Source organism: Pyxidicoccus caerfyrddinensis, from assembly GCF_010894405.1.
GTDB classification, from domain to species: domain Bacteria; phylum Myxococcota; class Myxococcia; order Myxococcales; family Myxococcaceae; genus Myxococcus; species Myxococcus caerfyrddinensis.
This window is the reverse complement of record NZ_JAAIYA010000019.1, coordinates 39,198-60,628: the sequence shown is the minus strand read 5'-3', so window position 1 is coordinate 60,628 and position 21,431 is coordinate 39,198. Positions and strand designations below refer to the sequence as shown.

Below are 21,431 nucleotides of genomic sequence, written 5' to 3'. Positions count from 1 at the left end.
AGTGCGTCAAGTTGACGCACTCGCCCGCCTGCCTACGCGTCGGGCAGCAGGAAGCCGACCTTGTACGCCCGCGCCGCCGCGGGGAAGCCCTTGGCGATGGCCTCGGCGACGTAGCCCGCGATGTTCGGGAAGACGTAGTCACGCTCCGCGGCCGTGGAGAGTCCCAGCCACGAGGCGAGGCTGTACGCGTACTGGTCCACCGTCAGTGAGGGAATCCAGCGCCCCTTCGAGTCGACGGTGTCCAGGTTGTTCACCGCGCCGCCCGACAGGTCCAGGTTCGGGAAGGTGCCGTAGAGCCGGCGCCCCTGGACGCGGTCTCCAATCACGAAGGCGTGATTGCCCCACCCGTGGTCGCTCCCCTTGTCGGAGTTCTCCAGCAGCGTCCGGCCGAAGTCGCTCATGGTGAAGAGCGTGGCCTGCGGCGGGCTGACTCCGAAGGCGCCCTCCGTCTTGAGCAGCGTCATCGCCTGGTGGAAGGCGTTCAGCGAGAAGTCCAGCTGCGTGAGCAGGTCCTCCTGCGTCGCCCCCTGGCCCACGTGGGTGTCGAAGCCGCCGAGCCCCACCGAGAACACCTGCCGCCGCACGCCGAGCCCTCCGCCCGCCGTGGGCATGGCCCCGGCGATGAGGTCCCTCAGCGCCTGGTACAGCTGCGTGTGCAGCGACCAGCTCGCGCTGCCGGCAGGCGGGACGAACAACGCATCAATCGCGTCGCGCGTCGTCTGCGGGAGCGTGGCCCAGGCCGCGTCCCTCGCGGTGGTGCGCGAGGTGGCGAAGGTCTGCGCCGTGGTGAAGACGCCGCCGTAGGCCGCCTCCAGGATGACGTCGTTGTCGAAGCCCACCACCTGGGCGAGCGCGTCGTTCTGGAGGGTGTTGAAGTTGGTGTCGTTCGTCTGGCGGAACGCGAGCACGCCGCTGGAGGACACCATCATCGGCTGGCGCACCGCGCCCGCCGCGAAGAGCGCCTTGCCTCCGAACGAAGTGACTTCGGGGTACTCGCCCGGGTTGAGGCCGGCAATCTTGTCCGCCGTCCGGCCGCCCCACCCCGTGGCCTTGCCGACGAGCGACAGCGGCAGCGAGATGGTGGACGGGTTCGCGATGGCGCTCGCCCAGGCGTCCTGCTGGTCGCTGTGGGAGAAGAGGTTGTCCGGCCGCGCCACCGTCTCCGAGGTGTAGTCCGTCTTGCGCATCGGCAACACGAGCGGCCCCACGTTGCACAGCACGGCGGCGCGCTCCTGCTCGAAGAGCGCCTGGAGCTTCTCCAGCGCGGGGTGCAGCCCGTACGAGCCGGCGGCCTGCCCCACCGGGTTGATGGGCCGCAGCGAGGCCTGGTCGAGGCCCAGGTTCGGCCGCGCCGCGAGGTACTGCGCATGGGGGCCCGCCGTCAGCGGAACGATGACGTTGTTGCCGTCATTGCCGCCCAGCAGGAAGACACACACCGTCGCGCGGTAGCCAGCGTAGCCGCTCAGCGTCGCGGCCTCGGCGCTGCCCAGCCACTTCGGGAGGGTGGCCGCCGCGGCGAGCGCGCCCAGGGTGCTGGAGGCGCCTTGGAGGAACTTTCGTCGTGAGATGGTCATGGGCTCGCTCACCGCTGGATCTGGAACTCGGGGGAGAGGGACGTGAGAAAGAGGGCCAGCTTCTTCCTGCGCGTCAGGTCGCCCGCGCGCGGGTCGGTGACGGCGTTGTAGACGGCGAGCTGCAGGTCCGACGACATCGTGTCGTGCAGCAGGTAGCGGCCCAGCCAGAGCACCTGGTCATTCGGGTCCGTGGGCACCGCGCTCAGGTCGATGAGGACGCCCGCGGTGGCGGTCGACGTCGCATAGAGCAGCTCATGCACGAAGTTGGCGCGCGCCGTGACGGTGGCCGTGTCGAGGATGGCGAACTCGGGGCCGAGCAGTCCGTTGCCGCCGGGCGCGGGCGCGTGCGGCGGGTAGTAGCTGAAGACGGACGGCGGGCGGGGCACGTACTGGCCCAGCGAGCGACTCCAGCTGTTGAGCTTCGCACCCGGGTCCTTGCCAGCCGTCGTGTCGAGCTGCCCGTTCAGCCACCGGACCGCGGTGGTGATGAACAGCGCGGGCGGGCGCAGGTGCCCGAACGTCGCGTACTGCGCCAGTGGCGGCTGCGGGCCGCGCGCCTCATCGTCCTCCAGGATGGCGCGCACCACCGCGCGCAAGTCACCGCGCACGCCGCTGCCATTGTTCTTGAAGACGTTCACCACCCGCTGCACGTACGCCGTGCTGGGGTTGCTGGTGACGAGGTGCTGGATGAGCTGCTTGGAGATGAAGGGCGGGACGTTGGGGTCGTCGACGACGTTGTCGAGCGCCTCCTTGAGGTGCTTGGTGGCAGTGCCCCCGTCGGTCGTCGCGAAGCCGCGCAGGAGCACCTTCGACGTGGAGTCATGATTCACGTCGCAGCCAATCATGGGCTGCGCGTAGCTGGCCGGGTTGGACTTGCCGACGGTGGGGCACGCGGCGCCGCCATACGTCCAGCCGGAGAGCGCGTGGGCGAAGGCCTGGACCTGGGCCTCGGTGTACGCGGGCACCGGCGCGCCCGTGACGTTGTCCACCACCACCGTGCCGTCCTCGTTCAGCTTGTGCAGGCCGAGCGAGAAGAGCTGGAGCATCTCCCGCGCGTAGTTCTCGTTCGGTTCAATGGGCTGGCCGTTCGTCTTGAAGGCCTTGTTGTTCGCCATGTCGAGGAACGTCCCCATGGCGGGGTCCTTCGTCACGGCGTCCAGGAGCTGGCGGAAGGTGCCGAAGGAGCGCGCCGAGAGCAGGTTGAGGTAGCCCGCCATCGCCAGCTTCGGCTCCGACTCGGGAGTGGCCATCACCTCGGGAATGCCCGTCTGCGAGGCGACCAGCACCTGGCTCAGCGCGAAGGTCACCCGCTGCCGGAGCTGGTCCTGTCCCGTGACGGCGTTGACGAAGAACTGCGAGCCCAGGTCCGTGCTCGTGCTCGTGCCGTCGAGCAGCGAGCGCGGGGCGTTGAACTGCTCGGTGAGGGCCACGGAGATTCCGACGTCGACCACGTGCTCCACGGAGTCGATGGGCGCCGGGCTCGCACCGAGCGCCAGGCGCGGGCCGAAGGTGGCCTGCTCCAGGAAGCGGATGGCGTTCTCCTCGGAGGGAGTGTCGAGCGGTTCGACAGCCTGCCGAGCCTCCGCGAGGGGCGGGGCGGGTGGACCTCCAGGAGGGTCCTCCTCCGGCACGCAGCCAGCCGCGAGCACGGTGAGGGCGAGGGCGAGACGTCGGGTCATCCGGGGCTCCTTGTTCGAGCGACGCTGCCAGGCGCCCGGGGCTTGCCGCCCCGTGGCGCCCAAACAGGAATTTAGCTGACAGTCTGTATTTATCAGCTAAAGCCGCTTTTCAAGGATGCGCCGGGTTGGGCGCCCGTCCTTCGGCTACTGCGGATCCCACCCCGCGTTCACCGTCATCCGGTCCAACGCGCGCACGCTGACGTAGGGCACGAAGCCCGCGGCGCGGGAGCGCGTATAGGCATCCGCCACGTGCGCGGCCTGCACCGCGTAGTCGGTGGAGAGCACGAGCTTGCCGGCGGCGCGCACGCGCGCGGCGTTGGTGCGGTTCTCCGCGCACCAGGCCTGGCTGCACGCCACGTCGTCGGACCAGTACATGTCCTCCATGCCCAGCCCGTCGATGGCCGCGAGGTAGCCCGTGTAGTCGATGAGCTCGGGCGAGTTCTGGGGCATGACCTTGAAGTGGGGGTTCCGGGCCTTCGCATACGTGTTGATGCGGGCGATGAGGGCCACCATCTTCCGCGCGAGGTCGTCGCGGTTGGTGCCCGCGGCGTTGGCGGGAATCTCCTCGTACGTCACGACCATGTCGAGGTAGCAGCCGGTGAAGCCCGAGGCGAGCGCGCGGTCGATGCGCCCCTGGACGATGGGCCACCAGCGCTCGTCCCAGTACTTCACGTACTGCTCGTCCGGCCACCCGTCCACGGGGCCGAGCTTCAGGTCCGCGGGCACCTGAGACCACTCGGGACGGTACTCCTCGATTGCGCCAATCTCGAAGTACGCGAGCACCTGCTTGCCCGTGGCCTGAAGCGCCGCGATTTCGTCCGCGCGGAAGTAGTCGCTGTTCCCGTCGCGCGACAGCTCGATGATGGCCAGGTCGAACTTCGAGCCGGCAAGCTGGTTCAGGTTGCTGTTGGCGTAGTTGGTCAACTGGTACGTGAAGCTGCTGACGCCCTCCCAGGGCACGGGCGTGCCCGCGTCCCCGGGCGTCCCCGCGTCTTGCGGCGAGCCGGCATCCACGGAGGTGCCCGCGTCGGCGGGAGGAGTGCCGGCGTCCTGCGGCGAGCCGGCATCCGCGCTCGCGAGTTGCACGCGCACCACCCACAGGTCGAGCAGTGACGCGTCGGCGGAGGAGTCGGTGCGGTAGCGCAGCTTCACGGGCCCGCCGCTCAGGAAGCGTCCCACCGGCGCGGGCAGCGCCAGCGACGTCGCCGTCCACTTCCAGGAGAGGGCGAAGGTGTTGTCCCCCACCACCACCCAGGCGCCCGCCGCGTAGTCCCAGGCCTCGAACACCCAGCGCATCTCCGCCTTGAGGGGCCCGCGGTAGTTCACCCCAATCTCAGCGGCCTGCACCGTCGCGGCCGTCACTCCGGCGGGCAGCGGGTAGCTGCACGTGGCCGAGGTGTTGGGCGCGAACTCCACGTACTCCGCCCACCGGTCCTGCGTCCCCGTGAGCGTCTGCGTCGCCAAGCCCTGCACGCCCTGCCCCGCGCCGATGCTTCCGCGAATCACCTGCAACGTCGAGCACGTGAGCGTCTGGGGATTGACCAGCACCGCGCCCTGCTGCTCACCGAGCACGTCCGGAGGCGACGAACCTCCGCAGGCGGCGAGCACGGCGAGCAGGACCCATGACACCCGGGCGACGAAGACTTTCATGTGGGGCTCCCTGGAGAAAACGCACGCCGGGAATCCTTCCGGCGGGCTCCGCTACAGGGGCAGGCATAGAGCATCCACGCGCGGCGGCGGCAAGCGCTCATGCAACGCCGTTGTATCTCCGCGCACTTCGCGGCGCCGCATCCGCAATCACATCACAGAGGAACAGGCACATGGGAATGCTGACGGGCAAGGCGGTCAGCGCCACGCTGATGCTGAACGCGCGCTGAGCCACGTCAGACGGCGGCTCGCCTCACGCGGACCAGATGGCCTCGACGCGGGCGCGCACCTTGCGCCGGGCCTCGATGAAGCCGGGCAGGGCCCGCAGCGGCGTGAGCGCCGGGCAGCGGTCCAGCCACTCCAGGTCGATGAGCGACATGTCCGCCGCCCGCTGGAGGTAGCGCAGCGCGGGCTCAGGGGCCTCCCGCAGGCAGAGCTGCTCCGTGGCGAGCTGGCACAGCATCGACGCGAAGCGCGGGCTCAGCCGGCGGGACAGGAGCGCGTCCATCTGGGTCATCATGCTGGCGGGCTCCACCTCCCCCAGCACGACGGAGCAGTAGTTGGCCGCATGGTTCGCGATGGGGTCCAGCTCGTCCGACAGCAGCGTCCGGCACCGCCGGACCTCGTCGTGGTCTCCGTTCCACGCGGCCACGCGCATGCGCAGGGTGAGCGTGGCCAGCCCCAGCAGGGGCTGCGCCTGCAGCCGCGCCAGGGACGCGCGGTACCCTTCCTGGTCCCCGCGCAGCGCGCTGCAGCGGGCCACTTCAAGCAGGGCGACGACGAGCGCGGAATCCAGCGCATACGCGAGCTTCAGCCGCTCCATCCCCTCGCCGGCCCGACCCGCCTCGCACTGGAGGTTGCCGAGGCCCTGCAGCGCCGGTGCGAAGGTGGGTGCCTGGTCCAGCGCGCCGCGCAGCGCCACCACGGCATCGCGCCACCGGCCCTCGTGCGTGGCCAGGATGGAGCGCGCCAGCTGCGTCTCCACCAGCTCGGGCGCCACGCGGAGGGCGCGCTCCAGGCTGGCCCGGGCCACGGCCTCCCAGTCGCGCTCCTTGTCCGACACGCGGAGGAACCAGGCCCTCAAGGTAGACACGGCGTGCAGCGCCACCGCGGGCGGGAAGTCCGGTGCCAGGGAGAGCACCTGCTCCAGCGGCCCAACGAGGTCATCGCTCGGCCCCCGGGGCACGTGGCTCTGCCGGGACAGCACCTGCCGGTAGAGCGCCAGCGCCTCCTCGGGGACGGTGTCGCGGTAGGGCAGCAGGAGCAGCTCGTTGCGCAGCGCCTCCGCCATCCGCTGCGCCAGCCGGTCCTGGAGGGCGAAGACGTCGTCGTCCGTCTCGTCGAGCCGGCCGCTCCAGAGCTGGGTGCCGGACGCGCCCTCCACCAGCCGCAGCGTGGCCCGCACCGTGCGGCCCATGCCCTGCAGCGTCCCGTCCACCAGCAGCCCCACGCCCAGCTCGCGCCCCGCCACCCGTGGGTCTCGCTCCTGGCGGAAGCGCGCTGTCGCGCCGCTGCTCTGCACCCGCAGCCCGCGCGTGCGCGACAGCAGGTCGATGAGCGAGTCCGTCACGCCATCTCCAAGCGGGTCCAGCTCGCGAGCCCCCACGAAGCGCAGCGGCAGCACCGCCAGTGCCTGCTCCGCCTGTCGCAGCAGGGTGCGCGGCGTCTGGCGCTGCGCGGTGGGCGTCGAGGGTGTCACGGGCGTAAGCGCCCTTCCCGTGGACGTGGTGGCGCCGGGAAGGGGCGTGGCCATCACCTCCACGGGCTCGCCCACGGAGGTGAGCCAGTCCCGCAGCGCCGCCGCCACCACGAGCGCCCCACCGGGCCGCTCCGCGGGGTCACGGGCGAGACAGGCCAGGACCAGCGCCGCGAGCGCATCCGGCACCGGGGCGCGCAGGCGCGGGTCCGGCGGGGGCTGCCGCAGCCGGGCGAAGGCCACGGCCATGGCCGACTCCCCGGTGAAGGGCGGCTCACCGGTGAGCAACTGGTAGAGCACCAGCCCCACGGCGTACAGGTCCGCGCGCGCGTCCACCTCGCCGCTCTCGAGCTGCTCCGGCGCCATGTAGAGGGGCGTGCCCACCAAGCCCTGCGTGTGTGAGGCCGCCTCGCCCGCCACCGCCCGGGCGATGCCGAAGTCGGTGAGCACCACCCGGCCTCCGGACTCCACCAGGACGTTGGCCGGCTTGAGGTCTCTGTGCACGACTCCTGCGGCGTGCGCGGCGGCCAGCCCTTCGCAGAGCGCCAGCACGATGCGCGCGGCCCGTGCCGGCGCGAGGGCACGCTCGCGTTCCAGCAGCGCCTGGAGGTTCTCTCCCTCCACATACTCCATCGTCAGGAAGAGGCGCCCGGTGTGCTCGCCCAGGTCGAAGGTCCGCGCCACGTGGGTGTGCGAGATGCGGCGGGCGAGGCGAACCTCGCGGCGGAAGCGCTCCAGCCACTCCGGCGCCGGCGTGGGGCCCAGCTCCAGTACCTTGAGTGCCACCACGTCGCCCACCAGCGTGTCCCGCACGCGGTACACGGCGCCCATGCCGCCCCGGCCCACGAGGCCCATCATCGCGTAGCGCCCGGCGAACAGCTCCGCGTCTCCAGTCGCCTCCGGAACGACGGGCCGATTCGGAGTGAGCACTGTGGCATCGATGCCGTCTGGCGGCGCGGTGGGGTCTTTCTCCTCGGACAAAGCGGCCGGAGTGTATCCCCACCTGCTCCCTCGCGCGCGGCAATCTCCAGAGCAGGACTTCCGGGTTTCCGCCTGTGCGCGGCGCGTCGGGAGATGGGGCCGGTGCTCACCCGTCGGCAGGGTGAAATCGGAGCGCATGAGGCTGCCTGGTCGCTCACGGGACGGGCGCGGGGCGGGCTCCTCCTGCCAGGGCGAGCGAGCGGCCCTAACTTCATGGCGTGTCCTGGCACCCTCGTCTTTCATTGCTGGTCATGCGGGGCCGGGCGCTCGCCAACCGGCTCGGCGAGAGCCTGCTCCTCATTCCCGGCGTGATGGTGCTGGGAGCCATCCTCCTGGAGCTCGTCCTTTCGCGAGTGGACCGCTCGTTGGAGCCGGGCACGCTGCCCCGCATCCTGCGGCTGTCTTCCGAGGCGAGCATCCAGCTGCTGAGCACCATCGCGGGTGCCACCATCACCACGGTGGGCGTGGTCTTCTCGCTCATCGTCGTGTCCATGCAGCTGGCCAGCGGACAGTTCTCCCCGCGCGTGCTGCACACCTTCTTCCGCGAGCGCATGGGCAAGGTGGTGGTGGGCCTGCTCACGGCGGTCTTCACCTACTGCGTGCTCGCGCTCAGGGCACTGCCGGAGGACCTCGGCTCGAAGACGTCGGAGGTGCCGCACCTCACCGTCGACGTCGCGGTGCTGCTCACGCTGGTGAGCGTCCTGGCGCTGGTGATGTACCTGCACCGGATTGCTCGGCGGCAGTACGTGGGCGGCATCATCGCCTCCATCACCGGGGAGACGCTCCGGCGTGTGGACGACCTGTCCCGGGCGGGGCGCGCGCTCCGTGCGAAGGACGTCCCGGACGTGTCCGGGCTCGGGCCGCCGCTGGTGGTGAGCGCGCGGGACAACGGGTGGGTGCAGCAGGTGAGCACCCCGGGGGTGCTCGCGGCGGTGCCTCCGGGCAGCGTGCTGCGGCTGGAGACTCGCGTCGGCGCCTTCCTCGCGCGTGGAATCCCGCTGGCCACCATCTGGCCCCACCCCGGGAAGGAGGAGACGGTGTCGCGCGCGCTCCAGGCGGCAGTGGTGGTGGGCGACCGCCGGACGACGTACCAGGACGTGGACTTCGGGCTGCGGCAGCTCACGGACATCGCGCTGCGCTCGCTGTCTCCGGCGGTGAATGACCCCACGACCGCCATCGAGGTGGTGCTGCGTCTGGCGTCCATCCTCCGGCCGCTGCTGCTCGCCGAGCTGCCTGCGCAGGTGCTCGTGGTGGAGAACGGCTCCACGCTGTTGCGGCCGTGGGACCTGGACCATTCGGAGTACGTGCGCCACGCGTTCGACCAGCTCCGTCTCTATTCGGCTCCGCACCCGCAGGTGGCGGTGGCGCTCGTGCGCACCCTGCGGATGCTCTGGGAGGCGGTGGAGGGCATGGACCGCCCCGAGGCGCGGACGGAGCTGGAGCGGCAGCTCGCGCTGACACTTCAAGGCTGTGAGCGCGCGAACCTGCTCCCCGCCGACCTGGAGACGGTGCGCGAGGCGGCGGCACATGCGCAGAATCCCCTTCAACGGTTCGAGCACGGGCCCACGCTTCCGCAGCTGCACTGAGGCGACGGCGCGCTAACGGGCGGGGCTCTCCGCGGGACGGAACAGTGCGCAGGCGCGCACCGGCTGCGGCGGGTACTTCTGCGGCAGCAGCGGGCACATGATGAACGTGCTGGTCCGCGACTCCACATAGCGCGGCGGCGCGGCGCAGCGGTGGCAGATGCTGTCCGGGAAGGGCAGTGGCTTGGGCGGGGGTGTCGTCATGAGCGTTGCCCATGAAGCATCTCACGAGTCGACACGCCCGCCCTCAACCATCCTCACCGCCCGCCGACCGCGGACAGCCACTCCACGGCCTCGCGTGCCACCTCGGGCGGAATCACGTGGCCACCCTTGAACTCGTGGTAGCGCACGTCCAGGCCCGCCGCCTCCAGCTGCGGAACGATGCGCCGGCTGCACCGAGCCACGGGCAGCACCGCATCCTTGTCCCCGTGCGAGACGAACAGGCGCGGCGAGCCATGCGAGTCCCTCGGCGCCGCGAAGCCCGGCGAGAAGGCGATGACGTGCCGGAACAGGTCGCCGTTCATGATGCCCAGCGACAGCGCATACGACGCCCCGTCCGAGAACCCCGCGAGCACCACCCGCTCCGGGTCCACCGCGTAACGCTCGAAGACGTGCTCCAGCACCTGATCCAGGAACGCCACGTCCTGCCCGTACTCACCCATCACCAAATCCCACGAGGGAGCCCGCGACTCGGGCGCCAGGAGGAGGAAGCCGTACGCGTCCGACAGCTCCTGCATCCAGCTCATCGAGTGTCGGGCATTGCCTCCCGCGCCGTGCAGCATCACCACCAACGCGGCCGGCTGCTCCGGCCGGTAGCCCTCCGGCACATACAGGAGCCCATCCCGCTTGCCGCCCAGCCCCAGCGGGTGCAGCCCGCGCGGGCCCGGCTCGCCCTGGGGCGCGTGCGCCCTCACGCGCAGGCGTCCATCACTTCTCAGCGTGTGCAGGGCATCGCCCCGCGGTCCGTCGAATGACATCGTCTTGCGTCCTGTATCCCTGGTGCGTTCACACCCGGCGCCTGACAGGAGCACCGCCGAGACTCCCACCGCCCATCCAGCGCGCGGGAGCCACCACGGGCCTGCTCGGGAAGTCCGCTGCCTCACGCTTCCTCCACCACGCCCGCGTCCCTCGAAGGGAACACCGGCAGGGTCCAGGAAGCCGCATCGCGCGCGAGGGCAATCGGGTGTCCGCGAAGAACAATCTCCCAGGCGTCTGACATTCTTCGAGTGACGCCTGCTCGAATGCCCTCCGTAGTATCGGGCTCATGCGCATCGAAGACCTGGCCGTCGAGCCTGCCCGCCTGCGGCTGTGGGGACCTCGGGCCGCCCTGGAAATCACGTGTCCCCTTCCGGGCGTGCTGCGACTGCGTCACGCGCCGACCGCGTCCACCGTCGGCTTCCTGCACCCGGAGCTTCCGGCGAAGCGCTCGTGGGCCGTGGTGTCCGAGGACGGGCTCCGGCCGCTGGAGGTGACGCACGACGAGGGCCGCGTGCGCGTGCGCGCGGAGGGCGTGTTGCTCGAAGTGGCGAAGGACCGCGGAACGTGGAGCTTCCAGGACGCGCAAGGGCGCGAGCTGGCGCGCAGCACGCGCGTGGCGGGCGAGACGAAGTCCGGCTACCCGATGAGCACGCACCGCTCGTGGCTGACGCTGCACGCGCCCCCGGGCGAGGCCTACCTGGGCTTCGGCGAGAAGGTGGGCCCGCTGGACAAGCGCGGCATGCACTTCACGTTCTGGAACACGGATGTGATGCCGCACCACCCGGACACGGACCCGCTCTACCAGTCCATCCCCTTCTTCATGGGTCTGCGCGGCGGCGTGGCATGGGGCCTGTTCCTCGACGAGACGTGGCGCTGCGAGGTGGACGTGGCGCTGGCGGACAGCGAGACGCTGGCCTGGGAGTCCTGGGGACCGGAGCTGGACTGCTACCTCTTCGCGGGCCCAAGGCCTGTGGACGTGGTGCGGAGCTACACGGCGCTCACCGGCCGCATGCCGCTCCCGCCGCTGTGGAGCCTGGGCGCGCAGCAGAGCCGCTGGGGCTATGAGAATGCGCGGGACGTGCAGGGCGTCATCCAGGGCTACCGCGCGCGGGACCTCCCGCTCGACTGCGTGTACCTCGATATCGATTACATGGACACGTACAAGGTCTGGACGTGGGACCGGACGCGCTTCCCGGACCCGGCGGCGCTCGTGCGTGACGCCGCGGCCGAGGGCGTGCGCGTGGTCACCATCATCGACCCGGCGCTGAAGCAGGAGCCGGGGTGGTCCGTGTACGAGCAGGCTCGAAGGCGCGACTACCTGGTGCGCTACGACCGGGGCGACGTGCTGGTGGGCGAGGTGTGGCCGCGCCCCGCCGTCTTCCCGGACCTGACGCGCGACGAAGTGCAGCGCTGGTGGGGCGACCTGCATCGCGAGTTCGTGGCGCAGGGCGTGGCCGGCTTCTGGAACGACATGAACGAGCCGTCCTGCTTCGCGGTGCAGCCGGACGTAGGCCTCTTCACCATCTCCAACGAGCGCGCCGAGGGCGTGGGCACGGTGGAGGGCAAGACGCTCCCATACGACGCCCGGCACGGGGACAAGCGGCACCTGGAGGTGCACAACGTCTACGCCATGGGCATGGCGAAGGGGGCCTGGGAAGCACTGCGGGAGATGCGGCCGGAGGCGCGGCCCTTCCTGCTGACGCGCGCGGGCTCGGCGGGTATCCAGCGCTACGCGGCGGTGTGGACGGGGGACAACTCCAGTCACTGGACGCAACTGGAGACGTCCATTCCCATGCTGGTGGGGCTCGGCGTGTCGGGCGTGCCCTTCACCGGCGTGGACATCCCCGGCTTCATCGGGATGCCCAGCGGCGAGTTGCTCGTGCGGTGGATGCAGACAGGCACCTTCTACCCGCTGATGCGCAACCACGCGGGCAAGGGCACGCAGCCGCAGGAGCCGTGGCGCTTCGGTGAGCCGTACCTGTCCCTGGCGCGCGACGCGCTGAAGCGGCGCTACCGGCTGCTGCCCACGCTCTACACGCTGATGCATGAGGCCTCCGTGACGGGCCTGCCCGTGCTGCGCCCGCTGGTGATGCACGCGCCCGGGGACTCGGAGGCGGTGGCGGCGTTCGACCAGTTCCTCTTCGGGGAGGACCTGCTGGTGGCGCCAGTGGTGCGGCCCGGGCACTCGAAGCGGCTGGCGTACCTGCCGCAAGGGATGTGGCTGGAGTGGCCGGGACTGGAGCGCCCGGGGGCGATTCACGAGGGCGGGCGGCACGTCATCGCGGAGGGGCCGATGGACACGGTGCCGGTGTGGCTGCGCGCGGGCGGCGCGGTGACGCTGACGCGGCCGGCGAAGCACACCACCACGGCCAACTGGGAGGAACTGGAGTGGCACCTGCACGCGGCGCCGGAGGTGCACGGCCGGCTCTACGAGGACGCGGGGGACGGGTATGGGGACTCGCGCCTCACGGTGGTGGAAGGGACGCTGGGGTTGGGTGAGTTCAAGCTGACGCGGCGGATGGAGGGAAAGCTGCCGCTGTCCCGCACGGAGGAGACGGTGCGCGTGTACGGGCTGCCCTATGCGAGCGGGGTGAAGGGTGCGCTTTCGTTCCGGGTCGAACGCGGCGTGCTGGAGATGCGCGTGGCCGCGGACTGGTCGGAGGTGACAGTCGCCACGTGAGGTGATTCAGGCAGCGCGGGGTGAGTTCGGCTCGTGGCCGTTCCTCACCTGAAGCTGTCCACGATGTAGACCCCTGCCCGTGACGAGCCAAGGATGGCGGTCCCCGGCTTGGAATCAGGCCGCTTCCGGAGCTGGTTCATTCCGAGGCGGGCGACGGCACAGATGGGCACCTTGTCGCCCCCATCCAACGGCTGGGCCTCGTAATACCGGATGACGGCCTGCGGGCCGCTCGTCCAGACCCGCCCGTAGAGCCGAGCCGGTGCATCCAGCAAGCCCAGGTCATCCTCGAGAATGCTCTCGATGGGCCCTTCGTACAGGGTGACGGAATCCGACAGGCTCTGGTTCGCGTCGAGCTCGACCCACGCAGACTCTCCGACGAACAGGCGCAGATAGCGCATGACCTCGCGAGCCTTCTTCGAGCATTCCTCCGGCCCGGGAGTTCCGTCCGCCCGGAGGGCGACTCCACCGGCGGTCGTGCACCCAGAGGACGTCATGAGCAGGACGGCGCAGCACACAGGCGCAAGTCGCAAGGAGCGCATGCCCCGCTCTTACTCCCCGGTCAGTTGGTGAGCCAGTGGAACGAAGGCCTGTTGGGCTCCATCGTGGCGATAGACGTACAGAAGGAGGTTCGTCAGGGTGCCCTCCTCCACGAACGCGCTCCTGTCCGCGACGATGGCAATCGTCCCGGAGGAACCTGGGGTGATGGAAGAGGCTGTCGCGCGGAAGGCCACTGCCCGGTCGATACCGGTGGACTCTGTCACCAGGCGGACCGTCTTCATGCTCCACGATTGCTCCGGGTCGAGGTTCTTGACCTTGAGCACGACCGCCGCCTTGCCCTGGCCTCGGAACAAGATGACATCGAGGGTGGCACCGTCGTCCCGACCCGAGATGCGATGCGCGACCTTGAACGGCGTCTGCTTGACCGCACCCGAGGCCAGCAACGCGGCGAGAGCATGGTCTTCAGAGGTCTCTTCCTTGCGATAGCGCTCGACCTGCTCTTCCAGGCGCCGCTTGTCCTTGAGCGCATCGTTCAAGGCCGAGGAGACGGCGTCGTAGCTCCCTCGGTCCTTGAACACGTTCACCTGCTGGTCCGGCCACCGTCTCCCTTCAAGCGCCACGGGTCTCAGGAGGAAGGGAACCTCCATTCCATCCACGAGCGTGACGAGAAGGGGAATCGCTTCCTCGTCGGCAAGATCGCGGAGGGGCTTCAGGAGCACCATCCGTCCGACCACGCCCACCGGCTCGAACCTGCCTTCCCAGCCCAGCAGCTTCGTTCTGACCGGATCGCAAAGCTGGTCGAACTGCAGGACTGTGACCACCTGCCCCTTCACGTAGAGCCGGTGGGTGGCATCGTCCGGGTGCTCGGAAAGCAGCAGGGTGCGAACATTCGCCTTGTCCCGGTCCTGCGCGGACGCGACGACTGCGGCGAGGCACAGAAGAAGGACACAGCGACAGGTTGGGAGCATCCGCATCGGGCATCGAACCTACCAGTGGGGTCATCGCGCAGACAACCTGCTGGAGCAGGGACAGCCAGGTTCGATATCGATGAGGAACTGAAGCTCGGAATGGACAGAGAGAAGCTCCGGCGCTTCGCAAGCGGGCAACAGTCGCGGCGCAACCTGAACCAGGGAGCCGTGTTGAGGCATGATGCGGGGGCCTGTGCCCCGGGCCCCGCGTCCTCGAGGTCTCCATGCCCCGCCCTTCCCTCCTCCGCCTGCTCCCGGGCGCGCTCCTCGCCGCCCTCACCGCGTGCAGCGGCGACGACCCGACCCCCACGCCCACCGAGCCCGTGCCTCGGGCCACCTGGCACAAGGACGTCGCGCCCGTGGTGCAGGCGAAGTGCGCCAACTGCCACACCGAGGGCGGCATCGGCCCGTTCCCCCTCCAGACGTACGCCGACGTCTACGCCCACCGCGACGTCCTCAAGGCCGCCGTCCAGGCCCGCACCATGCCGCCCTGGCCCCCGTCGTCCGAGTGCAACACGTACGCGCATGACCGCTCGCTCGACGAAGCGCAGCAGGCCCTGCTCACGCGCTGGGTGGACGAAGGCGCCGCCGAGGGCGACCCGGCTACCGCCACCGCCATCTCCGCGCCCACCGGCGGCCTGTCGCGCGCGGACGTCGTCCTGAAGATGCCGGAGTCCTACCTCCCCACCCAGTCCCCGGACGACTACCGGTGCTTCCTCATCGACTGGCCGGAGACGCGCACGCGCTACATCACCGGCTTCCGCGCCGACCCGGGCAGCCGCGCCACCGTCCACCACGTCATCGCCTACCTCGCGACGCCTTCCGAGGTGCAGGGCTATGAGGCGCGCGACGCCGCCTCCCCGGGCCCCGGCTACACCTGCTTCGGCGGCCCCGGCGGGCCGGACGCCACCCGCGCCACGTGGCTCGGCGGCTGGGCCCCCGGCAGCCTCGGACAGGACTTCCCCGCGGGCACCGGCCTGCGCGTCGACCCCGGCTCCAAGGTCGTCCTCCAGGTCCACTACAACGACCACGGCCAGTCCGCCGTCGCCGACCGCTCCGCCGTCGCCTTCAAGGTCGACGACACCGTGAACAAGGTCGCCTACGTGCAGCCCTGGTCCAACCCCTCATGGGTGAATGGCACCATCCCCATGCGCATCCCCGCCGGCAACGAGGACACGAAGCACCTGTGGTCCATGGAGCTGACGCCCTTCCTGGGCTTCATCACCGGGGGCGTCCTCCATAACAACGTCCCCGTCACCATCCACTCCGCCGCCCTCCACATGCACACCCGGGGCACCCACGCCCGCGCGGAAATCCAGCGCCAGTCCGGCGCCCGCGAGTGCCTCCTCGAAATCCCCCGCTGGGACTTCCACTGGCAGGGCAGCTACAGCCTCCAGAAGCCCGTGCAGCTGTGGAACGGGGACAAGCTCAACGTGGAGTGCCACTGGGACAACAGCGCCCCCGGCTCCACCGACCGCGAGTGGGGTGAGGGCACCGACGACGAGATGTGCCTCGGCGTCTTCTACCTCACCCAGTAGCGCAGCCCGGCCGCACGGCCCCGCGTCACCAGAGCGGGGCCATGTTCTCCACGTACTTGAAGCCCGTGCCCGTGTTGAACACCACCACGGACTCGTCGGGCGTCACCTGCCCCGCGGCCTGGAGCTTGCGCAGCGCCGCCACACAGGCGCCGCCCTCGGGCGCGACGAAGAGCCCCTCCGCGGCGGAGATGTCCTTCACGCCCTGGATGATTTCCGCCTCCGTCACCGACACCGCCGTGCCGCCGCTCTCCTTCACCGCGCGCAGAATCAGGAAGTCGCCCAGCGCCTTGGGCACCCGCAGGCCGTGCGCGTGCGTCGTCGCGCCCTGCCACATCGGCGCGTCCGGCTTGCCCTCGGCGTGTGCCTTCACGATGGGCGCGCAGCCCTCCGCCTGCACCGCCACCATGCGCGGCCGCTTCGAGCCGATGAGACCCATGGTCTCCATCTCCTCGAACGCCTTCCACATGCCGATGAGGCCGGTGCCGCCGCCCGTCGGGTAGAGGATGACGTCCGGCAGCGTCCACCCGAGCTGCTCCGCGATTTCGTAGCCCATCGTCTTCTTGCCCTCCACGCGGTAGGGCTCCTTCAGCGTGGCGCACTCGTACCAGCCGTGCTCCTTCGCCAGCCCCGCGCAGATGCGGCCCGCGTCGGTAATCAACCCGTCCACCGTCTCCACGTGCGCGCCGTACGCGCGCGTCTCCATGAGGAACAGGCTGGCGATGTCCTTGGGCACGAAGACGTGCGCCTCCAGCCCGCCGCGCGCCGCGTAGGCCGCCAGCGCGCTGCCCGCGTTGCCCGCGGAAGGAAGGCACACCGCCTTCGCGCCCAGCACCTTCGCCATGGTGACGGCCGCCGACAACCCGCGCGCCTTGAACGAGCCCGTCGGGTTGCCGCCCTCGTCCTTCACCCACACGCGCTTCATCCCCAGCTTCGCGCCCAGCCGGGGCGCCTGCAGCAGTGGCGTCCAGCCCTCGCCCAGGCTCAGCCGCTGCGCCGGGTCCTCCACCGGCATCACCTCGTGGTAGCGCCACATGGAGCGCTCGCGCGTGGCCAGCGCCTCCGGCCGCAGCGTCTTCGCCGCGCGCTCCAAATCGTAGCGGGCGAACAACGGCGCGTTGCACGCGGTGCACAGGTTCAGCACGGCGCCCGGCGCGTACGTCCGGTCGCACTTCGTACAGTCGAGTCGGGTCAGGGCCATGGGCCGCGGAATCTACGCCAACGTCCCGCGCCGTGCCGCCACGCGCTGAGCGCCGGGGGTGTGCCACTGACGCATCCCAGTAGCACGGCCTTCAGGAGGCCGAGGCGGGCGGCGTCAGTGGCAGCTTCATGGTGAAGACGGAGCCCCGGCTCAGCTCGCTCTGCGCGCGGATGGTGCCGCCCAGCGCCTCGACAATCTGCCGGGTGATGTAGAGCCCCAGCCCCAGGCCGCCGTAGTGCCTGTCGCTCACCGCGCGCTCGAACTTCTCGAAGATGCGCGGCAGCGCCTCCGGAGCGATGCCGATGCCCTCGTCCCGGACCTCCAGGCAGGCCAGGTGGCCCTCGCCCCACACGCGCACGCGGACGGGCTGGCCTCCGCCGTACTTGAGCGCATTGGACAACAGGTTCGTCATCACCTGCTCCAGCCGCTGCCGGTCCCACACGCCCACCAGCGGCTCCGGGACGTCCACCGCCAGCCGGCCGCCCAGTCGGAGCACCTCGGGCTCGAAGCGGGACGCCGAGTCGCGCACCAGCGCGCAGAGGTCCACCACCTCCAGCGTCAGTGAGAAGCGCCCGGAGTTGATGCGCGAGATGTCCAGCAGCTCGTCCATCAGCGACGACAGGCGCTGCACCTGCTGCTTCATCATCTCCAGATCGCCGGACAGCCGGGGGAAGCGCTCTCGCGGCAGGGACTCCGCCGAGCGCGCCAGCATCTGGAGCTTGAGGGACAGCGGTGTGAGGGGCGTCTTCAGCTCGTGGCTGGCGACCTGGAGGAACTCCTCGCGCACGCGCACGGCCTGCTGCGCCTCGCGGTACAGCCGGCCGTTGTCCACCGCGAGGGCGGCACGGCGGGCCAGGTCCTCGGCCGTCTCCAGGTCCGACTGCGTGAAGCGCCTGCCATGGTTGATGGCCAGGAAGGTGATGACGCCCAGCGTCCGGCCCCGCGCCACCAGCGGCACGGACATCAGCGACTGGAAGCCGATGGCGCGCATATGCGCCAGGTGCTCCGGGCTGAAGGCCACCTGCTGCTTGTACGCGTCGCCCGCGTCCTCGACGAGCCGGGCCCGGCCCTCCCGCAGCGCCTGGCTGGGCGAATGCGATGGATGGCCCGAGACGACGGGCGGGAAGTTCACCGTCTCCCGGACTTGCGGCGCCAGCGCGGGGTCCGCGCAGACGACCTTCACCCGCTTGATGCCACCGCCCTCCTGGAGGATGTCGACCATGCACCAGTCGCCCAGGGCGGGCACGGACAGCTCGGTGGTGCGCGCCAGCGTGGCCTCGTAGTCGAGCGACTCGGACAGGATGCGGCTCGCCTCGGACACGAAGGAGAGGCGCTCCTCGCCGCGCTTGCGCTCGTGGATGTCGATGACGGAGCCGATGTACCCGAGGAACTCGCCGGAGCTGTCCAGCCGGGGGCTCGCGGAGTCGATGGCCCAGCGGTACTCACCGTGCCGCGAGCGAATCCGATACTCCACGCGGAACGCGGAGCGGCTCGCGTTCGACGCGAGGAACAGCGCCTCCGACCGCTCGCGGTCCTCGGGGTGGACGACCTCCAACCACCCGAGGCCATGGGCCTCCTGCTCCGTCTGACCGGTGAAGTCGTACCACTGGCGGTTGAGCCAGACGCAGGCGCCCGTCTCATCCGTCATCCACAGCATGACCGGGGCGTTGTCCGCCATGTTGCGGAAGCGCGCCTCGCTCTCGCGAAGGCGGTGCTCGCGGTCCTTCAGGTCCTGCGCTGCGCGGCGCCGCTCCGTCACGTCCCGGATGAAGAGGATGAGCCCCGTGGCCGAGGGCGACGCGCGCGCCTCGAACCAGGCATTGGAGATGGGGACGAAGTCCTCGTGCACGACTTCGACACCGTCGCGCATCGCGCGCTGGTAGGCGTCACCGAAGGAGCTGGTCTTCAGGTCCGGGAACTCGGTCCACAGCTCGCGGCCCAGCAGCTGCTGGCGGGAGCGGCCGAGGATGCGCTCCATCCACGCGTTGACGAAGGACAGGCGCCACTGGCGGTCCACCGCGACGACGCCATGGCCCACGCCGTCCAGCATCGCCGCGAACGCGGCGGCCGTGGGCTCCAGCGAGGTGTCCGGGCCGCTCGAATCCATGGTGTGCTCCAGCCCTCCGAGGCCTCCGGAACCCTACGGAAAAGCCAGGCACCCCGTCTGCTCGCGGAGCATGCTGGCATCACCTGCACGCGCCCTGGACGTGCCCTCCACAGGGCTTGAACAGGGCCGCGCGCCGCGGGTCATCCGCGCAGCTCCAGCCATACCGGGGCGTGGTCGGAGGGCTGCTTCCCCTTGCGCTCCTCGCGGTCCACGTCCACCTGCGCCAGGCGCGGCACGAGCGGCGCCGTCACGTAGAGGTGGTCGATGCGCAGGCCCCGGTTCTTCGGGAAGGCCAGCATGCGGTAGTCCCACCACGAGAACTTCTGCACGTCCGGGTAGAGCTCGCGGTAGGCGTCCTTCAGCCCGAAGTCACACACCCGAGCGAGTGCGTCCTTCTCCTTCTGGGTGAAGAGCGTCTGGCCCTCCCACTCCTTCGGGTCGTAGGTGTCGATGTCCCTGGGCGCCACGTTCCAGTCGCCGCCCAGAATCAGGGGCTCGCCCGGCTGGTGGCGCGCGTCCAGGTAGCGGCGCAGCCGCTCGTACCACTGGAGCTTGTAGTGGTACTGCTCCGAGTCCACCGACTGCCCGTTGGGCGCGTAGGCGCTCACCACGCGGATGCCGCCCACCGTCGCGGCGATGAGGCGCGAGTGCGTGTCATCCACGCCGTCGGACAGCCCCTTCACCACGTCGCGGGGCTCCTCCTTCGCGAGGATGGCGACGCCGTTGTACGTCTTCTGCCCGTGGATGGCGGCGTGGTAGCCGACCTCGCGCACGGCCTCCATGGGGAAGTCGGCCTCCGAGCACTTCAGCTCCTGAAGGCACAGGATGTCCGGCTGCCGGGTCCTCAGCCACTCGAGCAGGCGCTCCTGCCGGGCCCGCACCGAGTTCACGTTCCAGGTGGCGATCTTCATCGCGCGGACCGTCGCATGACACCCGCGCCCCCGCCACGCTTTTCCCCGTCCCTGTGGCCGGGGGGACACACCCCTTCCCGTCCCCCCGGGCACGGGCCCTGGCACGGGCGTCGCAATGCCCTCCGGGTGGGAGCCCATCACACGGCTCCCGCAGGCGCCCTTCCCGGGCGCACCGCCGGAAGTCGAGGTGTCGTCGCCATGAGCCCCACGAGTGCCAGGACCCGCAAGGCCGCAGCCCCCACTCCCTTCACCCTGCCCGCCGCGTTGAAGAAGACGCTGCTGCCCGCCTGCCTCGCCGCGCTCGGACTCGCCGCCTGGGACGACGTCCCCCTGCCTCCGTCGTGGCGCCCGTGGGTGGCCGTGGTGCAGCAGGCGCGGCCGCACGAAGCTCCCGTGGGCAATACCGCCGCTCCGTCAGTGGCCCCGCTCGCGGACGATGTGACGCCGGACGTGGCCTCGCCGGGTGATGCGGAGCCGGTGGTGGCTCGCGCGCCCGCGGTGGACGCGCTGCTGCCGCTGCCCCACACGCACGGGCGGCGCGTGGACCACCTGGCCCGGGCGCGCACGCTGCGCGAATTGGGAGACCTCTCCGGTTCCCTCACCGAGTGCCGGCGCGCCCTCCATGACGACCCGGCCGACACGGACGCGCTGACGCAGGCCGCGCGGCTCGCCCGCCTCACCGGACAGACGGAGGTGGCGGTGCGGGCCTACGAGCAGCTCGGCCGGCTGCTCCCCGAGGACTCCGATGCGCTGGTGCAGCAGGCGCGACTGCTGGTGTCCCTGGGCCGTCACGCGGAGGCCGTGCAGGTGGGCGAGGAGGCCGTGCTTCGCAGCCCCGAGGACGCGGAGGTGTACCAGGTGCTCGGCCGGGCGCACCTGGGTGCGGGGCAGTTGTCCGCCGCCATCCTCCGCTTCCAGCAGGCCGTGCACCTGGAGCCGGAGCACGGCTACGCGCTGAACAACCTGGGCTTCGCCTACCTGCGCGCGGGCGAGGATGCGAAGGCGGCGGACGTGCTCGCCCAGGCCGCCTCCCTGCTTCCCCACGTGGCCTACGTCCACAACAACCTCGGCGTGGCCTACGAGCGGCTGGGCCATGTGGAAGAGGCCCGCGCCGCCTACGCCAACGCCACCCGGCTGTCCCCTCGCTACGTGCAGGCGCGCGTCAACGCGGACCGCGTGAATCGGCTGGCCCGCGTGGACGTCGCCCGGCCCGGGGGACTGGAGGCCCCGGCGCCCCGGCCCGAGGAGGTGCCGGCGCCCGGCATGCCGTAGCGCCTCCCCGCCTGGAGGCCGTCGCCGGAGCGGCCTTCAGGGCGGCCTTCGGGGCGGCCTTCCGCGCCGGTTCCCGTTCCCGTCCCCCCGGTCTAACGTGCAGGCCCCTTCCGAAAGCGCC

Annotated in this window: 15 protein-coding genes; 4 read left to right on the top strand and 11 right to left on the bottom strand. The window is 70.7% G+C overall.

What is annotated here, in order from left to right; translation table 11 throughout:
* Positions 1-32: 32 nt before the first annotated feature.
* The 4 genes from G4D86_RS35770 to G4D86_RS35755 all read right to left on the bottom strand — a co-directional run bounded on the left by G4D86_RS35770 (position 33) and on the right by G4D86_RS35755 (position 7,526).
* A complete protein-coding gene (locus G4D86_RS35770) occupies positions 33-1,574 on the bottom strand; it encodes a DUF1501 domain-containing protein (RefSeq protein ID WP_163998613.1) in 1,542 nt (513 codons plus the stop codon).
* Between the two features lie 8 nt (positions 1,575-1,582).
* Positions 1,583-3,253, bottom strand: coding sequence for a DUF1800 domain-containing protein (locus tag G4D86_RS35765; RefSeq protein WP_163998612.1), 1,671 nt, complete (start codon positions 3,251-3,253; stop codon positions 1,583-1,585).
* Positions 3,254-3,397: 144 nt separating this feature from the next.
* The gene (locus G4D86_RS35760) at positions 3,398-4,903 is read right to left on the bottom strand and encodes an endo alpha-1,4 polygalactosaminidase (RefSeq protein ID WP_163998611.1); all 1,506 of its coding nucleotides are present in this window, start codon (positions 4,901-4,903) and stop codon (positions 3,398-3,400) included.
* A 250-nt stretch (positions 4,904-5,153) separates the two neighbouring features.
* On the bottom strand, positions 5,154-7,526 hold the full coding sequence (locus G4D86_RS35755; RefSeq protein ID WP_240360643.1) for a serine/threonine-protein kinase: 2,373 nt from the start codon (positions 7,524-7,526) through the stop codon (positions 5,154-5,156).
* Positions 7,527-7,828: 302 nt separating this feature from the next.
* Between G4D86_RS35755 and G4D86_RS35750 the strand changes: the two genes are divergently transcribed.
* Positions 7,829-9,163, top strand: coding sequence for a DUF2254 domain-containing protein (locus G4D86_RS35750; RefSeq protein WP_163998609.1), 1,335 nt, complete (start codon positions 7,829-7,831; stop codon positions 9,161-9,163).
* 12 nt (positions 9,164-9,175) lie between these two features.
* On the opposite strand, the gene G4D86_RS35745 is transcribed toward G4D86_RS35750, so the two are convergent.
* Both G4D86_RS35745 and G4D86_RS35740 read right to left on the bottom strand, forming a co-directional pair.
* Complete coding sequence (locus tag G4D86_RS35745; RefSeq protein ID WP_163998608.1) at positions 9,176-9,364, bottom strand: hypothetical protein; 189 nt, start codon at positions 9,362-9,364, stop codon at positions 9,176-9,178.
* Between the two features lie 53 nt (positions 9,365-9,417).
* The gene (locus G4D86_RS35740; RefSeq protein ID WP_163998607.1) at positions 9,418-10,137 is read right to left on the bottom strand and encodes an alpha/beta hydrolase; all 720 of its coding nucleotides are present in this window, start codon (positions 10,135-10,137) and stop codon (positions 9,418-9,420) included.
* 287 nt (positions 10,138-10,424) lie between these two features.
* Here G4D86_RS35740 and G4D86_RS35735 point away from each other — a divergent pair, with 287 nt between their 5' ends.
* Positions 10,425-12,818 carry a glycoside hydrolase family 31 protein gene (locus G4D86_RS35735; RefSeq protein ID WP_163998606.1) on the top strand — a complete coding sequence of 798 codons (2,394 nt, stop codon included), beginning with the start codon at positions 10,425-10,427 and terminating at the stop codon, positions 12,816-12,818.
* Between the two features lie 44 nt (positions 12,819-12,862).
* On the opposite strand, the gene G4D86_RS35730 is transcribed toward G4D86_RS35735, so the two are convergent.
* Both G4D86_RS35730 and G4D86_RS35725 read right to left on the bottom strand, forming a co-directional pair.
* Positions 12,863-13,357 (bottom strand): hypothetical protein, encoded by a 495-nt coding sequence (locus G4D86_RS35730; protein ID WP_163998605.1) that lies wholly within the window; start codon positions 13,355-13,357, stop codon positions 12,863-12,865.
* Positions 13,358-13,366: 9 nt separating this feature from the next.
* Positions 13,367-14,290, bottom strand: coding sequence for a DUF2381 family protein (locus tag G4D86_RS35725; protein WP_163998604.1), 924 nt, complete (start codon positions 14,288-14,290; stop codon positions 13,367-13,369).
* Between the two features lie 218 nt (positions 14,291-14,508).
* Between G4D86_RS35725 and G4D86_RS35720 the strand changes: the two genes are divergently transcribed.
* Positions 14,509-15,822, top strand: a complete 1,314-nt coding sequence (locus G4D86_RS35720) for a monooxygenase (protein WP_163998603.1) — start codon at positions 14,509-14,511, stop codon at positions 15,820-15,822.
* 25 nt (positions 15,823-15,847) lie between these two features.
* Here the strand turns inward: G4D86_RS35720 and G4D86_RS35715 are convergent, their stop codons facing one another.
* The 3 genes from G4D86_RS35715 to xth all read right to left on the bottom strand — a co-directional run bounded on the left by G4D86_RS35715 (position 15,848) and on the right by xth (position 20,038).
* Complete coding sequence (locus G4D86_RS35715; protein ID WP_163998602.1) at positions 15,848-17,020, bottom strand: threonine synthase; 1,173 nt, start codon at positions 17,018-17,020, stop codon at positions 15,848-15,850.
* A gap of 91 nt (positions 17,021-17,111) precedes the next feature.
* Positions 17,112-19,127: a PAS domain-containing sensor histidine kinase gene (locus G4D86_RS35710; protein ID WP_163998601.1), complete on the bottom strand. Its 2,016-nt coding sequence runs from the start codon at positions 19,125-19,127 to the stop codon at positions 17,112-17,114.
* 140 nt (positions 19,128-19,267) lie between these two features.
* Positions 19,268-20,038 carry an exodeoxyribonuclease III gene (xth, locus tag G4D86_RS35705; RefSeq protein ID WP_163998600.1) on the bottom strand — a complete coding sequence of 257 codons (771 nt, stop codon included), beginning with the start codon at positions 20,036-20,038 and terminating at the stop codon, positions 19,268-19,270.
* A gap of 198 nt (positions 20,039-20,236) precedes the next feature.
* Between xth and G4D86_RS35700 the strand changes: the two genes are divergently transcribed.
* Positions 20,237-21,310, top strand: a complete 1,074-nt coding sequence (locus tag G4D86_RS35700; RefSeq protein WP_163998599.1) for a tetratricopeptide repeat protein — start codon at positions 20,237-20,239, stop codon at positions 21,308-21,310.
* Positions 21,311-21,431: the final 121 nt, after the last annotated feature.